Annotated in this window: 8 protein-coding genes; 5 read left to right on the forward strand and 3 right to left on the reverse strand. The window is 72.7% G+C overall.

Going from position 1 to position 20,245, the window contains the following annotated elements:
- Positions 1–801 (forward strand): isopenicillin N synthase family oxygenase (locus D7X99_RS24760; RefSeq protein ID WP_147476250.1); only part of this gene is annotated, 801 nt, incomplete at its 5' end.
- Positions 802–808: 7 nt separating this feature from the next.
- On the opposite strand, the gene D7X99_RS24765 is transcribed toward D7X99_RS24760, so the two are convergent.
- From D7X99_RS24765 to D7X99_RS24775, 3 genes are all read right to left on the reverse strand, one after another.
- Complete coding sequence (locus D7X99_RS24765) at positions 809–1,450, reverse strand: RNA polymerase sigma factor (RefSeq protein ID WP_121779942.1); 642 nt, start codon at positions 1,448–1,450, stop codon at positions 809–811.
- Between the two features lie 89 nt (positions 1,451–1,539).
- Entirely contained in the window at positions 1,540–2,016 is a 477-nt protein-coding gene (locus D7X99_RS24770; protein WP_120594346.1) for a redoxin domain-containing protein, read from the reverse strand.
- The gene (locus D7X99_RS24775; RefSeq protein ID WP_158627064.1) at positions 2,013–2,564 is read right to left on the reverse strand and encodes a carboxymuconolactone decarboxylase family protein; all 552 of its coding nucleotides are present in this window, start codon (positions 2,562–2,564) and stop codon (positions 2,013–2,015) included. The genes D7X99_RS24770 and D7X99_RS24775 overlap by 4 nt, the downstream gene beginning before the upstream one ends.
- Before the next feature lie 275 nt (positions 2,565–2,839).
- Here D7X99_RS24775 and D7X99_RS24780 point away from each other — a divergent pair, with 275 nt between their 5' ends.
- From D7X99_RS24780 to D7X99_RS24795, 4 genes are all read left to right on the forward strand, one after another.
- Positions 2,840–3,415 carry a carboxymuconolactone decarboxylase family protein gene (locus D7X99_RS24780; protein ID WP_126933717.1) on the forward strand — a complete coding sequence of 192 codons (576 nt, stop codon included), beginning with the start codon at positions 2,840–2,842 and terminating at the stop codon, positions 3,413–3,415.
- A gap of 202 nt (positions 3,416–3,617) precedes the next feature.
- Entirely contained in the window at positions 3,618–9,161 is a 5,544-nt protein-coding gene (locus D7X99_RS24785) for a type I polyketide synthase (protein ID WP_121779944.1), read from the forward strand.
- 2 nt (positions 9,162–9,163) lie between these two features.
- Positions 9,164–12,184, forward strand: a complete 3,021-nt coding sequence (locus tag D7X99_RS24790; protein ID WP_121779945.1) for a type I polyketide synthase — start codon at positions 9,164–9,166, stop codon at positions 12,182–12,184.
- A complete protein-coding gene (locus tag D7X99_RS24795) occupies positions 12,181–20,235 on the forward strand; it encodes a non-ribosomal peptide synthetase/type I polyketide synthase (RefSeq protein ID WP_121779946.1) in 8,055 nt (2,684 codons plus the stop codon). Before D7X99_RS24790 ends, D7X99_RS24795 begins: the two co-directional genes overlap by 4 nt.
- Positions 20,236–20,245 lie beyond the last annotated feature (10 nt).

Here is a 20,245-nt window from a genome sequence, read left to right on the forward strand (position 1 = left end):
GCGCTCGGGGGGAGGGCTTGGCGGGGCTTCTTCCCCGTGGGCGGGGAGCTCACGTCGGGCCGGCCGGATCGTAAGGAGGGACTGTACTTCGGCACGGAGCTGCCGCCGGATGACCCTCGCGTGCGCGCCGGCACTCCGCTGCATGGACCCAACCTGTTCCCCCTTGAGCCAGACGGGCTGGGCGGCGCGGTGCTGGCGTACATGGCGGTGCTGACGTCCCTGGGACACGCGTTGATGTCCGGCATCGCGCTCAGCCTGGACCTGGAGGCGGACTTCTTCGCTGCTCGGTACATGGCGGATCCGACGGTACTGTTCCGCATCTTCAACTACCCGCCGGGCCCGGAGGTGGACGCGCAAGGGCTTCCGGTGTGGGGCGTGGGCGAGCACACCGACTACGGCGTGCTCACCATCCTCAAGCAGGACGACGCGGGCGGGCTCCAGGTGAAGACGCGCCAGGACGGGCACACGCGGTGGGTGGATGCGCCGCCGGTGGAGGACGCGTTCGTGTGCAACATCGGCGACATGCTCGACCGGATGACGCGCGGTGTGTACCGCTCCACGCCGCACCGGGTGCTCAATCGCGCGGGCCGCGACCGGCTGTCGCTGCCGTTCTTCTTCGATCCGGACTGGACGGCGGAGATCGCGGCCATCGACTCACCCGCTTTGAAGGACGCGGGCGCGGACGACCACGCGGAGCGGTGGGACCGGCAGAGCGTGCATGCTTTCCGGGGCACGTACGGTGACTACCTTCTCGGCAAGGTGGGGAAGGTGTTCCCCGACCTGCGCGCGGACGTGCTGTAGCGTTCGCTCAGGACTGCCGGAGGCGCTGGTCGCTGCCGGTGTCCTGCAGGGACCGCGGCGCGGTCTCCGCGGCGGCCATGTCGGGCGGCCCGGGGTCCTTCATCGCCAGCACCAGGCACTCCCGCAGGCGCTGGCGCGCGCGGAACAGGAGGATGCGGGCGTTCTCCGGCGAGATCTCCAGCAGCGTGGAGACCTCCTCGCCCGGACACTCATCCAGGAGCCGGAGGCGGATCACCGCCTGCTGCATCTGCGACAGCTGCTGGACACATCGCACCAGGCTCACCCGCGCCTCCGCCTCCGCCACCAGCGTGTCCGCTGAAGGCAGGTCGGAGGCCACCTCGGACAATTCGATCTCGGTCGGCAGCGCCCGGCGCGCCAGCTTGCGCCGCTGATTCAGTGCGGCGTGGGCCACCAGCGTCGACAGAAGGCGCTCGACCTCGCTGGAGCGGGCCGACAGTGTCGTGGCCTCCGGCATCCGCAGGAAGGTGACGAAGGCGTCCTGGACGCAATCGAGCGCGTCCTCGGGAGGTAGACCCCGGCGCCTCGCGCTCGTCACCAGTCGCGCACGGTGCTGGTGGACGAGCAGGGTGATCCAGGAAAGGAACTGGGCGCGCTCGGTGGCGGCGTCCGGGGAGCTGTCATCAGGCATGGCTCCGCCATCCTAACCCCCTTCGGCGAAAGCCGCCGAAGAGGGAAGGCCGGAAGACCCGGATGACGCATGATGACTTGCGCCGTCGCCTAAACCGGGCGGTGCGCCCCACGCGCGAGCGCGGTCATCAGCTCCTTCTCGTTGAAGCCCAGCGGCGGCAGGGCGGACTGCCTCCCGTAGACGACCTCTCGGGAGGGGGCCAGCAGCACGGTGCCGCTCGGCTGCAGCTTGCCCCAGAGGATCGGCTCCAGGCCCGCTTCCGCGTGCGTGCCCGTCCCGCTGGTCAGCACCGGCACCGGCACCCCCAGCCAGGTGGCCAGCTCCCGCGCCTCCTCGGGCCCATCCGGGATGACCGAGATCACCTTCGCCTGGTTCGCCGCGATGTCGCCCTGGCGCTTCGCCAGCGTCTTCAAGTGGTTGCGGCACACCGGACAGGCCGCGTTGCGGAGGAAGAACACCACCGCCGCCTCGCCGCCCATGGCCTCGCCCAGCCGCGTGGGCTTGCCCGTCCCGTCCCGCAACTCCAGGTCGGGAAAGCGGGCCCCGGGCTCGAAGGTCGCTGTCACGCGTGGATTCCGTCGATGACCGCCGCTGGGACCAGGTCCACGGGCGGGATGTCGATCTCCGTCTGGGCCAGGTGGTTGAGGTAGTTGCCGAAGGTGGTGGCGACGACCTGCGCCAGGATCTCCACCACGTCACCGTCGTTCCAGCCCGCGGCACGCACCGCCGCCAGCTCCGCGTCCGTCACCGCGCCGCGGCGCGCCGCGATTTGACGGGAGAACTGGAGCGCCGCCTCCACCTTGGCGTCCGGCGCCTTGCCGGAACGCGCCTGATCCAGCTCCTGATCAGAGAGGCCCGTCTTGCGGCCCAGCTGGGTGTGGTGCGAGACGCAGTAGCGGCAGCCCTGCGCGTTGCCCACCGCGAGCGCGATCTGCTCGCGGACGCGCGGCGTCAGCTGCCCCTGGCCCAGCGTCCCGTGCAGCGCGAAGAAGGCGCTCATCGCCGCGGGCGAATTGGCAAGCACCCGGACCGGCGGAGGCAGGTTGGCGCCCAGCTTCTCCTTGATGGGTTTGAGCGTGGCGTGCGAAGCGTCGACAAGGTTCAGACGGGACATTGAGAACTCCTGAGGCCGCATGATTGCGGCTTGCCAGTCATTAAGGTCGCGACCCCAGGCCGGCGTTACGCCGGACCTGTCGATTCTTCTCCGGGAATCGTAAGTCCTCGAAATCACGTGTGATTTTTGGAGAAATAATCATACATAAAATCCCCATAAATCAGGCGTCAGTGCGCAAGGGAAAATTGAAATGGATGTGATTCTTTGTTGAAACGGATTTCTCGCGGTGGCATTGTCAACTGAATCCAACATTCCATTTTTGGGGAGGGTGAGTCTTGGGGCGACTGAGGATTCATACGATTGAGAGCGCGCCGGAGCAGTCCCGTCCGGTGCTGGCCGCGGTGGAGAAGTCCGCCGGTTTCCGTTCGAACCTGCTGGGGCTCATCGCGGAGTCGCCCGGCGTGACGCAGGCCTTCGCGCAGATGGGGCCGCTGCTGGCCCAGTCCTCCCTGGGCGCCGTGGAGCGCGAGGTGGTCATCATGACCATCGGCTGGGAGAACGACTGTTCGTACTGCATGGCCTTCCACAGCTTCTTGTGTCGCAAGCTCCAGGTTCCGGATGCGCTCGTGGCCGCGCTCCGGTCGGGGACGACGCTGCCGGATCCACGGCTGGAGCTGCTCGCGGAGTTCACCCGGACGGTGGTCCGTGAGAAGGGGACCGTGGGAGACGACCTCTGGAGCCGGTTCACGGCCCAGGGCTTCACGAGCGCCAACGCGCTCGACGTCATCCTGGCCCTCTCCCAGCAGGTGCTGGTGAACTACGCGAACCACCTGGGCGGCGTGGAGCTGGAGCCGGCGCTGAAGGAATTCGCGTGGACCCGCCCGTCCGGGGCGGCGGCGCGCCAGGCGTAGTGCTCGGAGGCCCTGGGCCAGGCCCCAGGGCTTCCTCCCATACATCCGATGTTTCGCGCCCAGGCCCTTCGCGCTGGCGCGCGAGTCCGCGTTCGCGGTGACGGTCTTGTCGTGTCTTGAGTGGCTTCAGGCGCGGGTGGGGTCTGCCTTGCGCTGACGTGGAAACCGGGCCCTTGGGGAAGGGCTGACAGGGGGAAATGCCATGGGTGCGCCGACGAACTCTGATCCTGTGACGGACGCGTCCGTGCTGTCCGCGCTCAGGTCACACCTGCTGGAGGCAATGGCGCGCCGCAACGGCCTGTCGCCAGAGCAGATCGACTCCCGCCGGCCCTTCAGCCACTACGGGCTGGACTCTCTGGGCGCGGTGGCGCTCGGCCGGACGCTGTCGGAGCTGGCCGGACGCGAGGTGTCTCCCACGGTCTTCTGGCGCCACCCCAGCGTGGACGCGCTCTTGCGGCACCTGGCCACGGGTGACGCGGACGCCACGGCTCACGTGGAGGTCGCCGGGCCTTCCGTGGCCCGCGACGAGCCGATCGCGGTGGTGGGCATGGCCTGCCGCCTTCCGGGCGCGGCGGACCTCACCGCGTTCTGGGAGCTGCTGCGCACCGGGCGCGACGCGGTGTCGGAGGTCCCCTCCGGGCGCTGGGCGGACGGGCGGCTGCAGCAGGCGGATCGCGGCGGGGGCAGCGCGCCGGTGCCGCGCCGCGCCGGGTTCCTGCCAGACATCGCGGGGTTCGATCCGCTGTTCTTCGGCATCTCCCCGCGCGAGGCGGCGGAGATGGATCCGCAGCAGCGCCTGTTCCTGGAGCTGGCGTGGGAGGCGCTCGAGGACGCGGGCATCGTCCCGCGCGAGCTGCACGCGACGGCGACGGGCGTGTTCGTCGGCGCCATCTGGCGTGACTACGCGGAGCTGGGCGGCGCGGAGCCGGGGCGCATCACGCCGCACACGGCCACCGGGCAGGCGCTCAACATGATCGCCAACCGGCTGTCGTACGTGCTGGGCCTCCAGGGGCCCAGCCTCGTCCTCGACACGGCGTGCTCGTCGTCACTGGTGGCGGTCCACCTGGCCTGCCAGAGCCTGTGGGCGGGGGAGAGCACCACGGCCATCGTCGGCGGCGTCAGCGTGATGGCCTCGCCGCACACCATGGTGGCGCTGTCCCGCTTCGGAGGCCTGTCGCCGGACGGCGTGTGCAAGGCCTTCGACGCGAGCGCGGACGGCTTCGGGCGCGGAGAGGGCGGGGGCGTGGTGGTCCTCAAGCCTCTCTCCGCCGCGCTCGCCGCGGGCGACACCATCCGCTGCGTCATCCGCGCCACGGGCAGCAACAACGATGGGCCGAGCAACGGCCTCACGGCGCCCAACCCGGAGGCCCAGGAGAAGCTGCTGCGGCAGGTCCACGCGCGGTCGGGCGTGGCGCCCGGCGCGGTGGGCTACGTGGAGACGCACGGCACGGGGACGGCGCTGGGAGACCCCATTGAAGCGGGCGCGCTCGGGGCCGTGTTCGCGAAGGCGCGTGGCGAGGGCCCGCCGCTGGTCATCGGCTCGGTGAAGACCAATATCGGTCACCTGGAGGGGGCCGCGGGCATCGCCGGCTTCCTCAAGGCCTGCCTGTGCGTCGAGCAGCGCACGGTGGTGCCCAGCCTCCACTTCACGCGGCCCAACCCGCTCATCCCCTTCGAGGAACTCCGGCTGGAGGTCTCGCGTGAGACCCGCGCGTGGCCGGTGCCGGACGGGTTGGCCGTGGCGGGTGTCAGCGCGTTCGGCTGGGGCGGCACCAACGCCCACGTCGTGCTCCAGGAGGCCCCGCCATCGCGGCTCGCCTGGGTGGGGCTGGCGGCGTCCGGAACCGAGGCCCTGAAGGCCGAGGCCCGCCGCGCGCTCGACGCCCTGCGGACCGGGGTGCCGCTCGACGCGCTCCACGCGGTGCTGGCGCCGGAGGCTTCCGGCCCGGAGCGGCTCACCGTGTGCGTGCGCACCCGGGGCGAGCTGGTGGCGCGCTTGAGCGGGTTCCTGGACGGCGTGGCGGGGACGGTGACGCTGGGGACGGCGCCTGGCCGGCCTCCGAAGGTGGCCTTCGTCTGCGCTCCGCAGGGCGGCCAGTGGGTGGGCATGGGCCGGCGCATGCTGCTCACGGAGGACGCCTTCCGCGCGGCCTTCGAGCGCGTGGACGCGGCCCTGGCGGTCCACTCCGGCCAGTCGCTCCGGGAGGAGCTGTTCAAGGCGGAGGGCATTGCCCGCTACGACGACGTGGACGTGGTGCAGCCGCTCCTCTTCGCGTTCCAGGTGGCCCTGGCGGAGCAGTGGCGCGCCTGGGGCATCACCCCGGACGTCGTCGTGGGGCACAGCCTGGGGGAGATCGCCGCCGCGCACATCGCGGGCATCCTCGACCTGGAGGAGGCGGCGCTCGTCATCCACCACTACAGCCGCCTGCAGAAGCTGCTGGCGGACCGGGGCGGCATGGCCGTGGTCAACCTGCCGCCCGACGCGCTGACCGGGCTCCTGGAGGCCACGGGCGGGGCGGTGGTGCTGGCCGGCCACAATGGCCCCCGGTCCACCGTGCTGTCCGGAGACCCGGCCGCGCTCGACGCGCTCCTCGCGGAGCTGAAGCGCCGCAAGGAGCTGTGCGCGCGGATCCGCGTGAACGTCGCCGCGCACAGCCCGCAAATCGACGAGATCCTCCCGGAGCTGGAGACGGTGCTCGCCGGGCTCCGTCCGAAGCCCGCGCGCCTGCCGATGATCTCCACCGCGCTGCGGCGGCGGATGGAGGGGCCGGAGGTGGACGGGCGCTACTTCGGCCAGAACCTTCGCACGCCGGTGTGGCTTGCCCCGGTGCTCGCGTCGCTGGTGGCCGACGGCGTGGACGCGCTGGTGGAGCTCAGCCCGCACCCCGTGCTGGTGGGAGCCCTGCAGCAGGCCGCCGAGGGCCGGCAGCCGCCCCCTGTCGTCCTGCCGTCCACCACGCGGGACGAGGACGAGCGGCTGGCCCTGTACGAAGCGCGCGCCACGCTGTTCCGTCTGGGATGCGCGGGGGCGGCCCCCTCCGCCGCCCGCGACGCGCTGGTGCCGCTGTCCGCCCATACCCCGCAGGCGCTCCGGGAGCTGGCGGCGCGCGTGGCCGGGGCGCTTCGCCAGGCGCCCTGGACACAGGTGGAGGACGTCGCCGCCACGGCCGCGCTGCGCAGGACGCACCACGCGGAGCGGCTGGCGGTGGTCGCGCGCGGAGGGGAGGACCTGGCCCAGGCGCTGGACGCGTTCGCCCGGGGCGAGCCCCATGAGCGGCTGGTGACCCCGGCGCTCGCGAAGGCGCCCTCCGTGGTGTTCGTCTTCCCGGGGCAGGGCTCGCAGTGGCACGGAATGGCCCGGCAGCTCTTGCGCGACGAGCCGGCCTTCCGCGCGGAGATCATGCGGTGCGACGCCGCCATCCACGCGCTCACCGGCTGGTCCGTGCTGGAGGAGCTGGAGGCGTCCGAGTCCGCGTCCCGGATGGCCCGGGTGGACGTGGTGCAGCCGGTGCTCTTCGCCGTGGAGGTGGCGCTGGCCGCGCTCTGGCGCTCGTGGGGCGTGCGGCCGAAGGCGGTCATCGGCCACAGCATGGGCGAGGTCGCGGCGGCGTATGTCGCGGGCGCGCTGAACCTGGCGGACGCCGCGCGGATCATCTGCCGCCGCAGTCAGCTGCTCCGCCGGGTGAGCGGGCAGGGCGCCATGCTCGCCGCGGAGCTGACGCTGGACGAGGCCCGGGAGGTCCTGCGCGGCCACGAGGCGCAGGTCGCCGTGGCCGTGAGCAACAGCTCCCGCTCCACCGTGCTGTCGGGCCAGCCACAGGCGCTGGAGGTCATCTCCCAGGCGCTCCAGGCCCGCGGCGTCTTCTGGCGCTGGGTCAAGGTGGATGTCGCCTCCCACAGTCCGCAGATGGACGCGCTGAAGGGCGAGCTGCTTGAGGTGCTGGCGGGAGTCCAGCCCGCGCCGTCGGCGGTGCCCATCCACTCCACGGTCCTGGACGCGGTGACGGACGGCCGCGACTTCGACGCGGGCTATTGGGTGCGCAACCTGCGCGATCCCGTCCTCTTCGCCTCGGCGGTCCGGCGCGCGCGCGAGGCGGGACACGACGTCTTCATCGAGATGAGCCCGCATCCCATCCTGCTGCCCGCCGTGGAGCAGGAGCTGGCGGACGTGGATCAGCCGGGCGAGGTGCTGCCGTCGCTGCGGCGCAACGAGTCCGAGCGCGAGACGCTGCTGCGCTCCGTGGCGGCGCTCTACACGCGAGGCCTGGAGCCCGTCTGGAGCGCCGTCACCCGCGCGGGGCGCCCCGGCGTGCCGCTGCCTTCCTACCCCTGGCAGCGCGAGCGCTTCTGGCTGGAACCGGCTCCCGCGGTCCGTGCTCCCGTCGCCGCCAGCCGTCCGAGCGGCGAGGGGCTCCTGGGCAGCCACTTCCCGTCCGCCGTGGAGCCGCGGCTGCACCACTGGCAGGCCGAGTGGGGCGCGGACGTGTCCGGCTTCCTCGCCGACCACCGCGTGGGCGGTGACGCCGTGGTTCCCGGCGCCGTCTTCCTGTCCATGGCGCTGGGGGCCGCGAGGGAGGTGTTGGGGGCCGCGCCCGTGGCGCTGAGGGACATCGCATTCCCGCAGCCGCTGATATTGGGCTCCGAGCCCGCGCCGCGCGTGCAGACCGTGCTCTCCGTGCGCGACGCGCAGCGCGAGCTCCAGGTGTTCTCCCAGGGCGAGGGACGCACGTGGGTGCCCCACGCTCGGGCCCTGGTGGACACGGGGCCGGCGGCGGCGGTGGGCCGGGAGCGGGCGCAGGAAGCGCTGGCGCTCCGGGACTCGCTGCGCGGCTCCGCGGCGATGCTGCTGGACTCCGTGCGGTACTACGAGCTGCTGGCGGGCTGCGGGCTGGAGTACCGCGCCGCCTTCCGCGGCGTGGACTGCGTCTGGTCCCGCGAGGCGCAGGCGCTGGGGCGCATCCTCGCGCCCGCGGCCTCCGTGGACCCGGAGCTGGCGCGGGTGGCCTGCATCGACTCCGCGCTCCAGCTCTCCATCGCCACGCTGCCGCCCAGCCTGGTGTTCCGGGGCCGGCAGCTCATCAGCGTCGGGGTGGATGGGTTCGCGCTCCACCGCCTCCCGGAGGGGGCCTTCCACGTCCACGCGCAACGCCGTCCGGGCGGTGAGGGCCCGGTGTTCCTGGTGGACGTGGTGGCGTTCACCGACGCGGGCGAGCCGCTGTTCCACGTCGACGGGCTGAAGGTCCGCGTGCTCGACGTGGCGCGGCCCTCCGTCGCCCGGAGTGACGAGGCCCGCCCGGTCGCCGCTCCGTCCCGGACGCTGTTCGACGAGCTGGGCGCGCTGGAGCCCTCGCGGCGGCGGGCCCGCGCCGAGGACGAGCTGCGGCAGGTGGTGGCCACGGTGCTCAAGCTGGCCCCGGCGCGCGTCCCCGTGGACCAGCCGCTGCGCACCCTGGGCATGGACTCCGTCATGTCGCTGGAGCTGCGCAACCGCATCGAGGCGCGCACCGGCATCCGGCTCTCCGCCACCGTGCTCTGGAACCACCCCACGGTGGAGGCGCTGACGGGGTTCGTCCTGAGCCAGGCCTCGTCCGCTCCAGCGGCCCGGTCCGCTCCGGCGCGCGTCGTCCCGCCAGCGCCCGCCCCACCCGCCGGTCCCGCCGACGCGGCATTGCCTTCCGACCTGGATCTCGAGCGGCTGTTGGAGGCCGAACTCGTCCAGGTCCACCAGCTCATCAAGGAGTCCTGACCATGACGGCCCCACTGCCCACCGCGAATGATCCCACGCTGCTCAAGCGCAGCCTCGACGCGTTGAAGGACCTCCGGGCCCGGTTCGAGACCCTGGAGTCCCGGGGCCGGGAGCCCATCGCCATCATCGGCCTGGGGTGCCGCATCCCGGGGGGCGGGGAGACCCCGGAGACCCTCTGGAAGATGCTGCGCGGCAAGGTGGACGCCGTCAGCGAGGTGCCCGCGGACCGCTGGGACCTGTCGCGCTACTACGACGCGGACGTGGCCACGCCGGGGCGGATGCACATGCGCTACGGCGCGTTCCTGGACGCGCCCGACCGCTTCGACCCGTACTTCTTCGGCATCTCGCCCCGTGAAGCGGAGCAGATGGATCCGCAGCAGCGCCTCTTCCTGGAGGTGGCGTGGCACGCGCTGGAGGACGCGGGCCTGAGCGCGAAGGCGCTCGCGGGCACGGACACCGGCGTCTTCGTGGGCGCCAACGGGAACGACTACCTCCAGCTCCAGCTCTCCGAGCCGCAGGTGCTGGGCACGTACTCACTGGTGGGCGGCACCAACTGCATCATCCCCAACCGGCTCTCGTATCTGCTGGACCTGCGCGGGCCGAGCATGGCCTTCGACACGGCCTGCTCCTCGTCGCTCGTCGCGGTCCACCAGGCCTGCCAGAGCCTGCGCCACGGGGAGAGCTCCACCGCCATCGTGGGCGGGCTCAACCTGCTGCTGTCGCCCGTGGTGTCGGTGGCGCACTCCAAGGGCCTGCCGCTGGCGCCGGATGGGCGCTGCAAGACGTTCGACTCGCGCGCGGATGGCTACGTCCGCGGCGAGGGCTGCGGCGTCGTGGTGCTCAAGCGCCTGTCGGACGCGCTGGCGGCCGGGGACCCGGTGTGGGCCGTCATCCACGGCTCGGCCGTCAACCAGGACGGGCTCAGCAACGGCCTCACGGCCCCCAACGGCGGGGCCCAGCGGGCCGTCATCCGCAAGGCGCTGGAGCGCGCGCGGCTCACCGGCTCGGAGGTGGGGCTCATCGAGGCGCACGGGACGGGCACGTCGTTGGGCGACCCCATCGAGGTGGAGGCCCTCTCTGAAATCTACGGCGCCGCGGAGGGCGAGCGGCGGCCCTGCGCGCTCGGCTCCATCAAGACGAACATCGGGCACCTGGAGGCGGGCGCCGGCATCGTCGGCATCCTCAAGGTCGCGCTGTCGCTCAAGCACGGCGTCATCCCGGCGAACCTGCACTTCCAGGCGCTCAACCCGCACATCTCGCTGGATGGCACGCGCCTCTACGTGCCCACGGAGTCGACGCCGTGGACGGACCCCGCGGAGCGCCGCTACGGCGCGGTCAGCTCGTTCGGCGCGGGCGGCACCAACGCGCACGTCGTGCTGGGCACCCTGGAGTCCGCGCGCCCCGAGGCCGCCGCACGGCCCTCCGTGTCTGGCGCGGAGCGCGCCCACCTGCTGGTGCTCTCCGCCCGCGGCCGCACGGCGCTGTCGAATGTGGCCCGGCGTCTGGCGGACCACCTGACGAGCGGTACCGGCCAGCATGAAACGCTGGAGGACGTCTGCGCCACGGCCGCGCTGCGCAGGACGCACCACGACCACCGGGTGGGGCTCGTCGTCCGCACCCGGGAGGAGGCCCTCCAGCAGCTGCGCGCGCTCCAGCAGGACGTCCGGCCCCCGGGCGCATGGACGGGCACCTCCGGAAGGCCGGGACGCCCGGTGTTCCTCTTCCCCGCGGAGCCCCGGCTGTCAGGGGCCCGGCTCGCGGCGCTGGGCCGCGACTGTCCGGTGTTCGCCCAGGCCCTGGAGCGCTGTCGCGGCGCGCTCCAGCTGGGGCAGGGCGCGGACGGGGTGGGTGAGCACTTCGCAGTGCAGGTGGCGCTCGCCGAGCTGTGGCGCTCGTGGGGCGTCGAGCCGGGTGCGGTGCTCGGGCAGGGAGTGGGGGAGATCGCCGCGGCCCACGTCGCGGGAGCGCTGTCGCTGGAGGACGCCGCGCGCGTCGTCCGTGAGTGCGGCGCCCTGCTGGCGAAGGGAGACGCGGCCGCCGGAGCGCTGAGCGCGGCGCTCGCGGGACTGACGCCCCGGCCCACGGCGGTGCCCTTGTACTCGGCGGACGGGACGGTGCTGGACGGCGAGTCCCTGGGCGCTGGCGCCTGGACGCGGTGCCTGCGCCGGCCCGCGCAGGCGTTGCCGGGCATCGAGGAGTCGCTGCGCGCGGGCCACGTGCTCTTCGTGGAGTTGGGCGCGGAGCCGGTGCTCACCGCGCCAGTGGAGGAGGCCGCCGCGCGCCAGGGCCTGACGGACGTGCTGGCGGTGTCCTGCCTCCGTGGGAGCCAGGATGCGCTGGGGGCGATGCTGACGTCCGCGGCGGCGCTCCACGCTGCTGGGCTGGGCCTGCGCCTGGAGCGGCTGCTCGCGCCCCACGGGCACTTCCTCCGCCTGCCGACCTATCCCTTCGAGCGCGAGTCCTTCTGGTTCAAGGAGCGGCCCGTCACGATGCTCGCGTCGGTGCGCTCCACCAGCCTGGAGCTGCCCCGCGCGGCGGTGCGTGACACGCCCCCGGAACCCGCCCGCCGCCCCGCCGAGGTCCGCACCCCGGCCTCGCCGCAGCTGGCCGGCTGGGCGGAGCTGCCGGAGCGCGAGCGCGCCACGAAGCTGCGGAGCCTGGTGCACGCGGAGGTGGCTCGCATCCTGAAGTTCGACGCCGCCCGGCTCGACCCCAAGGGTGGCTTCTTCCAGATGGGCATGGACTCCGTGATGGCCGGACAGCTGCGCAACCGGCTGGAGCAGCAGCTGGGACGCAAGTTCGCCGTGACCGTCATCTTCGAGCACCCCACCGTGGAGCGTCTGTCCCGGCAGCTGGGCACGTTCCTCACGCCGCCCCCCGCGCCTCCCACTCCACCGCGTGAGGCGTCCCCACCCTTCAGAGGCCAGAGCCTGGCGACGGGAGGCGGCACTGACAGCATCGCCGACCTCCTGGCGCGTGAACTCGAAGAGACCTCCTCCATCTCCAGCAAGGACCTGTCATGAGCACCCCGCCGGTTTCCACCGAAGCGTCCAACCGCGACGAACTGCTCCAGCGTGCCCTGGAGCGCATCCGTGAGTTCCGCGGGAAGCTCGACGCCGTCGAGTCCCAGCGCTCCGAGCCCATCGCCGTGGTCGGCATGTCCTGCCGCCTGCCGGGCGGCAATGACGACCCCTCCACGCTGTGGCGCTTCCTGCGCTCCGGAGGCGACGGCATCCGCACCTTCCCCCAGGAGCGCGGCGCCGCGGCGACCCCGGACGGACAGCCCTTCAAGGGCGGGTTCCTGGAGCAGGTCGACAAGTTCGACGCGGGCGTGTTCGGCATCTCCCCGCGCGAAGCCGCGACGTTGGATCCCCAGCAGCGCCTGTTCCTGGAGGTGAGCTGGGAGGCCCTGGAGAACGCGGCGCAGCCCTTCGACAAGCTCGAGGGGAGCATGGCCGGCGTGTTCGTGGGCATCACCAACTACGACTACTGCCAGAAGCTGATGCAGGAGACGCCCATTGATCAGCTGGACGCCTACTGCCTCACCAGCAACGCGTCCACGTTCGCGGCCGGGCGCCTGTCGTACTGGCTGGGCCTGCGCGGTCCCAGCCTGTCCGTGGACACCGCCTGTTCATCTTCCGCCGTCGCCCTGCACCAGGCATGTCAAAGCTTGCGCGCGGGAGAGTGTTCGCTAGCACTGGCGGGCGGCGTCAACGTGCTGCTGTCGCCGGAGTGGTTCGTGGTGCTGTCGCGCGCGGGCATGCTGTCGCCGGACGGCTACTGCAAGACGTTCGACCGCGACGCCAACGGCTACACCCGCGGCGAGGGCTGTGTCGTCTTCGTGCTCAAGCGCCTGTCGGACGCGGTGGCGGCGAAGGACCACATCCACGCGCTGATCCGCGGCTCGTGCGTCAACCAGGACGGCCGCAGCGGCGGGCTCACGGTGCCCAACCCCGCGGCGCAGCAGGACGTCATCCGCGGTGCGCTCAAGGCCGCGCGCGTGGGGGCGGACCGCGTCAGCTATGTGGAGACGCATGGCACGGGGACGCCGCTCGGTGACCCGATAGAGGTCCGCGCGCTGGGCGCGGCGCTGGGCGAGGGTCGCGCGGAAGGCGACCGCATCCAAATCGGGTCCATCAAGGCCAACATCGGCCACCTGGAGCCGGCGGCGGGGGCCGCGGGCCTCATGAAGGTCATCCTCGCGCTCCAGAACGAGGAGCTGCCGCCCCAGGTCCAGTTCCGGGAGCTGAACCCGGAGATCGATCTGGAGGCGCTGCCGGTGGCCATCTCCACCCGGCCGGAGGCGTGGCCGCGCGCGGAGCGTCCTCGCATCGCGGGGGTGAGCTCGTTCGGCGCGAGCGGGACCAACGCCCACCTGGTGGTGGAGGAGGCCCCGGCCGTGGTGCGCCCGGCGCGGGCCTTCGAGCCCGGCACGCAGCTCTTCACCCTGTCCGCGCGCAGTCCGGCGGTGCTGGCGCGGCTGGCGGGCCGGCACGCGTTGCATCTGGCGGCGAAGCGCGACCTGCTCCTGGAAGACGTGTGCTTCAGCGTGAACACCGGCCGGGCCCGGTTCGCGGAGCGCGTGGCGCTGCCCGTGGACGACCTGGAGTCGCTCCAGCACGCGCTGTCCGCCGTCGCGGCGGGGGAGCTGCCGGCGGGTGCGTCCCTGGGCCGCGCGCAGGTGGGGCAGGGGCCGAAGGTGGCCTTCCTCTTCACCGGCCAGGGTAGCCAGTTCCCGGGCATGGCGGTGGAGCTGCACGCCTCGCAGCCGGTGTTCCGGCAGGCGTTGGATCGCTGCGCGGAGGCGCTGAAGTCCCACTGGGACGTGCCGCTGCTCACGCTCCTGCGAGGGGAGGGCTTCACGGCGGGGCTGTTGGATCAGACCCGCTACACCCAGGCCGCGCTCTTCTCCGTGGAGTACGCGCTCGCCATGCTCTGGCGCAGCTGGGGCGTCGTCCCCTCGGCGGTGCTGGGCCACAGCGTGGGTGAGTACGTCGCGGCCTGCGTCGCGGGCGTCTTCGAGCCCGAGGCGGCCGTGGCGCTGCTCGCCGTGCGCGGCGCGCTCATGCAGGCGCTCCCGGCGGCGGGCGCGATGGCGTCCGTCTTCGCCAGCGAGGCCCAGGTGCGGGCGGCGCTGGAGGGGAAGGCCGACCGCGTGTCCGTGGCCGCGGTGAACGCGCCGGACAACATCGTCATCTCCGGCCAGGTGGACGCCGTGGAGCAGGTGCTCCAGGCGCTGATGGCGCAGGGTCACAAGCACAAGCGCATCAACGTCTCGCAGGCGTTCCACTCGCCGCTGCTGGATCCGATGCTGGACGCGCTGGAGCAGGCCGCGTCCGGGCTCACGTTCCATGAGCCGTCCCTCCCGCTCATCTCCAATCTGACGGGCCGGCCCGTGGACGCCGGAACGCTGGGGCCGCGCTACTTCCGCGACCACGCCCGCGAGGCCGTGCGCTTCCAGGCCAGCATGGAGTGGCTGTTCGAGAACGGCTTCGACACCTTCGTGGAGGTGGGCCCCGCGCCCCACCTCATCGGCATGGTGAAGCGCTACGCGCCCGCGGGGGACCGCGCCTTCCTGCCCTCGATGCGCAAGGGGCTGTCCGCGCAGCGCTCCATGCTGGAGAGCGCGGGCGCCCTGTACACGCGCGGCGCCGACCTGGACTGGGACAGCCTGCACGCGGGCCTCGAGCCGCGCCGGGTCCCGCTGCCGACGTATACCTTCGACCGGAAGCGGTACTGGTACGCCGCCCCCGCGCCCGGTGCGGCGGCCCGGTCCTCGGCCCCGGTGCGGGAGGAGACCGCTTCGACGACGCTGCTGGGGAGCCGGCTGCCGTCGCCGCTGCCCGCGGCGCAGTTCCGCGTGCGGTACGACGCGGCCCAGCACCCGTGTCTGGCGGACTGCCGGATGGGCGGGATGCGGGTGGTGAACGTGGGCGTCTTCCTGGAGGCCGCGCTTCAGTCCTGGCACGCGCTGACGCCGGGAGCCGGAGCCTGCCGTGTGGAGGGCCTGTCGGTCCGGCGCGGGCTCCTCATGGACGACGACGAGACGCGCGTCGCGCACCTGGTGGTGGAGCCACCGGACGCGAAGGGTGAGCGTGGCTTCGCGCTCCACAGCCTGCCGCCGGGGGCTTCGGAGGACTCCAGCGCCTGGGCGGTGCACGTGGAGGGACGGCTCGCGGAGGCCCAGGAGGAGAAGGGCCTGGAGTCCGCGGACGCCATCCTCGCGCGCTGCACGCGGACGCTGGACGGCGCGGAGTTCTACGCGCGCATGGAGAAGCGCCAACTGGTGCTTGGGCACTCGGCGCGGTGGATTGAGCAGGTCCGCTTCCGTGAGGGCGAGGCGCTCGCGACGATGCGCGCGCCCGACGCGAAGGAGGCGGAGGGCTACCGCGTCCACCCGGGCCTGGTGGACGCGCTCTTCCAGGCGGTCTTCGCGTGCCTGCCGGGCGACGTGCCCGAGGACGCCATCTACATGATCGTCGAGGTCGCCCGCTTCGTCGTCGGTCCCGCCACCCCGGCGACCGCGACCCGGGCCCACGTGCGGCTGCGCCCCTGGAAGGACGGGGACACGACGATTGTCGCGGACGTGGACGTGGCGGACGCGCAGGGCCGCGTCTTCCTGCGCGCTGAAGGAGCGCTGCTCAAGCGCACGACGGTGCAGGCGCTCCAGAAGGTGACGCGCGCGGAAGTCACGCCGTCGGCGAGCGCCGCCCGTCCCGCTTCGTCCGGCCTGCGGGACGTGCTCGCGCGCCTGCCGGTGGCGCAGCGCACGCCCCGGATCGTGGAGTGGCTGCGCGCTCAGGTCGCCGTCATCCTGCGCGCGTCCGCTTCGGACGTGGACGTGGACGCGCCGCTGGCGCACGCTGGCTTCGACTCGCTGATGGCGTTGGAGCTCAAGAGCGCGGTCGCCAACGAGCTGAACGTGGCGTTGTCGCTCGGCGGGCTCCTGGCGGGCGCGAGCCTCAAGGCCCTGTGCTCGGAGATCCTCGGTCAGCTGTCGCTGGAGGCGCCTCCCGCGAGCAGCGCGGCGGAGCCGGCGCGGACCGCGAGCGCGGAGCCGGCCCCGGTGGAGGTGCTCGTGCATGACGGGGAAGGGCGCCACCAGCCCTTCGGCATGACGGACCTCCAGCAGGCGTACCTGCTGGGCCGCACCCGCTCCTTCGAGCTGGGCGGCGTGTCCACCTACTTCTTCCTGGAGGTGGACCTGCTGGGCGTGGACCTGGAGCGGCTGGGCTCGAGCCTGGACGTCGTCATCCAGCGCCACGACATGCTGCGCGCGGTGGTGACGCCGGACGGGCAGCAGCGGGTGCTGTCCACGGTGCCGTCCTTCGTCATCCGCACGGTGGACCTGCGGGGCCAGGACGCGTCCCAGGTCGAGCGCGCGCTCGCGGCGCTGCGCACGGAGATGGCCACCCAGGTCTTCCAGACGGACCGCTTCCCGCTGTTCGACGTCCGGGCCACGCGGCTGGACGGCGAGCGCACGCGGCTGCACCTGGGCTTCGACGCCCTGGTGGTGGACGCGTGGAGCACGTCGCTGCTCTTCAAGGAATGGTCCGCCGTGTACCGCGAGGGCGCCGGGGCGCTGCGGCCCATCGACATCACCTTCCGCGACTACGTGCTGGGCGTGCAGGCGCTGGAGTCTGGCCCTGCGTACGCCGCCGCGGAGAAGTACTGGCTCGACCGCGTCCCCAAGCTGCCGCCCGCGCCGGAGCTCCCCATGGCCCGCCACCCGGGCACGCTGGAGCTGCCGCGCTTCACGCACCGCTCGTTCCGGCTGCCCAAGGCGCAGTGGGCGCGCTTCAAGGAGCTGGCGCGCGAGGCGGGCGTCACGCCCTCCATGGTGATGTGCGCGGCCTACTCCGAGATCCTGGCCACCTGGGGCCGCAGCCGCGCCTTCACGCTCAACGTGCTGTTCTTCAACCGCGTGCCGCTGCACCCGCATGTGGACCGGGTGCTCGGCAACTTCAGCGCCACCACGCTGCTGGAGGTGCAGGTGGAGCGCGCGGAGTCCATCTCCTCGCGGGCGCAGCGGCTCCAGCAGCAGCTGTGGAACGACCTGGACCACGCGTCGTTCAGCGGCGTGCGCGTGCTGCGTGAGCTCAACCGGCGCGACGGCGACATGCGGCGCGCCCGCATGCCCGTCGTCTACGCGAGCACCATCAACTTCCACTCGCGCGAAGGCGACGCCGCTCCGGCCGGCCTGGCCCAGCACCTGCTCACCATGGGCACGGGCGGCGAGGAGATCCACAGCAGCATCCGCACGCCCCAGGTGTTCCTGGATCACCAGGTGGTGGAGGACGGCGGTGGACTCGTCCTCAACTGGGACGTGGTGGAGGAGCTGTTCCCGGCGGGGATGATCGACGCCATGTTCCAGGCCTACTCGGGCCTGGTGACGCGGCTGGCGGCGGAGCCCGCCGCGTGGACGGAGCGCACCCGGCTGCTGGTGCCTCCGGAGCAGCTGGACGTCCGCCGGGAGGCCAACGCGACGGCCGCGCCCGTGGCTCGGGGCCTGATGCACGAGCCGTTCGTGAGGGCCGCCGCGCTCCAGCCGGACCAGCCCGCGGTCATCACCTCGCGCCGCACGCTCACCTATGGCGAGCTGGACGCCGCCTCCAACCGCGTCGCGCGGTGGCTGCGCGAGCAGGGGGCAAAGCCCAACGCGCTCGTGGCCCTGGTGATGGAGAAGGGCTGGGAGCAGGTCGTCGCCGCGCTGGGCGTCCTCAAGTCCGGCGCCGCGTACGTGCCCATTGACTCGCACCTGCCTCCGGCGCGCCTGCGCTACCTCCTGGAGAACACGGGCGCCAAGCAGGTGCTCACCCAGTCCTGGCTCAAGCTGGAGCTGGCGGGCGTGGACCCCAGCGCGGTGCTGGCCATCGACGGGCCGGAGGCGCAGCGGCCGTCCGCGGACGCGCTGCCGAGCGTGCAGCGTCCGGACGACCTGGCCTACGTCATCTACACGTCCGGCTCCACGGGGCACCCCAAGGGCGTGATGATTGAACACCGGTCGGCGCTCAACACGCTGCTGGACGTCAACACGCGCTACGGCGTCGGCGCGGACAGCCGGGGCTTCGCGCTGTCCGCGATGAACTTCGACCTGTCGGTGTGGGACGTCTTCGGCCTGCTGGCCGCGGGCGGCGCGCTGGTCATCCCGGAGCCCGGCGAGCTGCGCGAGCCCGGCCGCTGGCTGCACCTGGTGCGCGAGCACCGCGTGACGGTGTGGAACAGCGTCCCGGCGCTGATGGAGATGATGGCCGACCACCTGGCGGGCCTGGGCGAGACGTGGCCCCAGCTGAAGACGGTGATGATGAGCGGCGACTGGATCCCGGTGTCGCTGCCGGAGCGCATCCACGCCGTGGCGCCGGATGCCGCCGTCTACAGCATGGGCGGCGCCACCGAGGCGGCCATCTGGTCCATCGTGTACCCCATTGGCGACGTGGACCCCGCCTGGCCCAGCATCCCCTACGGCAAGGCGATGCTGAACCAGCAGATGCTGGTGCTCGACGACGCGCTGATGCCGTGCCCCACCTGGGTGCCGGGGCAGATCTTCATCGGCGGCGTGGGCGTCGCGCGCGGCTACTGGCGCGACGAGGAGAAGACCCGCGGAAGCTTCATCCGCCACCCGTTGACGGGCGAGCGGCTGTACCGCACGGGAGACCTGGGCCGCTTCCTGCCGTCCGGCGACATCGAGTTCCTGGGCCGCGAGGACTTCCAGGTCAAGGTCCAGGGCTTCCGCATCGAGCTGGGCGAGATTGAAAACGCGCTGCTCCAGCACCCGGGCGTGCGCGCCGCCGTCGCGTCCGCCGTGGGAGAGAAGCGGGGCAACAAGCGGCTCGTGGCCTACGTGGTGCTGGACGCGGAGGCGCCCCCAGCGCTGGACGCGCTGCGCGAGGCGCTGCGGACGAAGCTGCCGGAGTACATGGTGCCGCAGACCTTCGTGACGCTGGATTCGCTGCCGCTCAGCACGAACGGGAAGGTGGATCGCGGCGCGCTGCCGGCCCTGGAGGGCACGCAGCCGCCGAAGCAGACCGGCGTCAAGGTGCCGCCGCGCACGGAGCTGGAGAAGACGCTGGCCGGCCTCTGGGATGGGCTCTTGCCGGGGCCCGTGGGCGTCCACGACAACTTCTTCGAGGTGGGAGGCAACTCGCTGCTCGCGGTGCGGCTGATGGCGCGGCTGCGTCAGGAGGTGGGCCGGGAGCTGCCGCTGGCGACCCTCTTCGAGATGCCCACCATCGCGCTGCTCGCCGAGTCCCTGGCCGGACCGGAGGCTCCGCGGCGCGAGGGGCGTGGCGCGCTGGTGCCCATCCAGCCCGCGGGCACGCGTCCTCCGCTCTTCCTCGTGCACCCGGTGGGAGGCAGCGTCCTTTGCTACGCGGAGCTGGCGCGGAAGCTGGGGACGGATCAGCCCGTCTTCGGGCTCCAGGTGCCGCCCGGCGCGCCGGCCCGGTCCATCGAGGCCATGGCCGCGGCGTACCTGGAGGCGCTGCGCGACGTGCAGCCGCGCGGCCCGTATCACCTGGGTGGCTGGTCCATGGGCGGCGTCGTCGCCTACGAGATGGCGCGCCAGCTCCAGGCGGCAGGGGACACCGTCTCCACGCTCGCGCTCATCGACGTGCTCGTCCCGCCAGCGGGGCAGGGCGGGGACGCCATGGACGAGGCGGCGCTGATGGCGCGCTTCGCCGAGGACCTGGGCGCCCTGTCGGCCCGCCGCGTCTCGGTGGATGCCGGCGCGCTGCGGGCCCTGCCCGCGGACGCGGTGCTGGAGCGCGTGGTGGAGGACCTGCGGGCGCAGGAGGCCATTGCTCCGGAGCTCGACCGCGCGACGCTGGGGGCGCACGCGGAGGTGTTCAAGGCGAACATGCGCGCCCTCACCGCATACCAGGCCCGGCCCTACGCCGGCCGCGTCTGGTTCTGCCGGGGCGCGCAGCCCGGAGGCGCCTCGAGGCAGAACGCGGAGGCGTGGCTGCGGCTCACCTCGGGCGGCCAGCTCGTGGAGCTGGAAGGCAATCACTACACCCTGTTCAGCCACGGGCTCGACGCGCTCGTGGGCTCGCTGTCGTCCGCCCTGCGCGCCTGAGCCAGGGCTT

This window comes from Corallococcus sp. AB032C, assembly GCF_003668935.1.
Lineage (GTDB): Bacteria > Myxococcota > Myxococcia > Myxococcales > Myxococcaceae > Corallococcus > Corallococcus exiguus.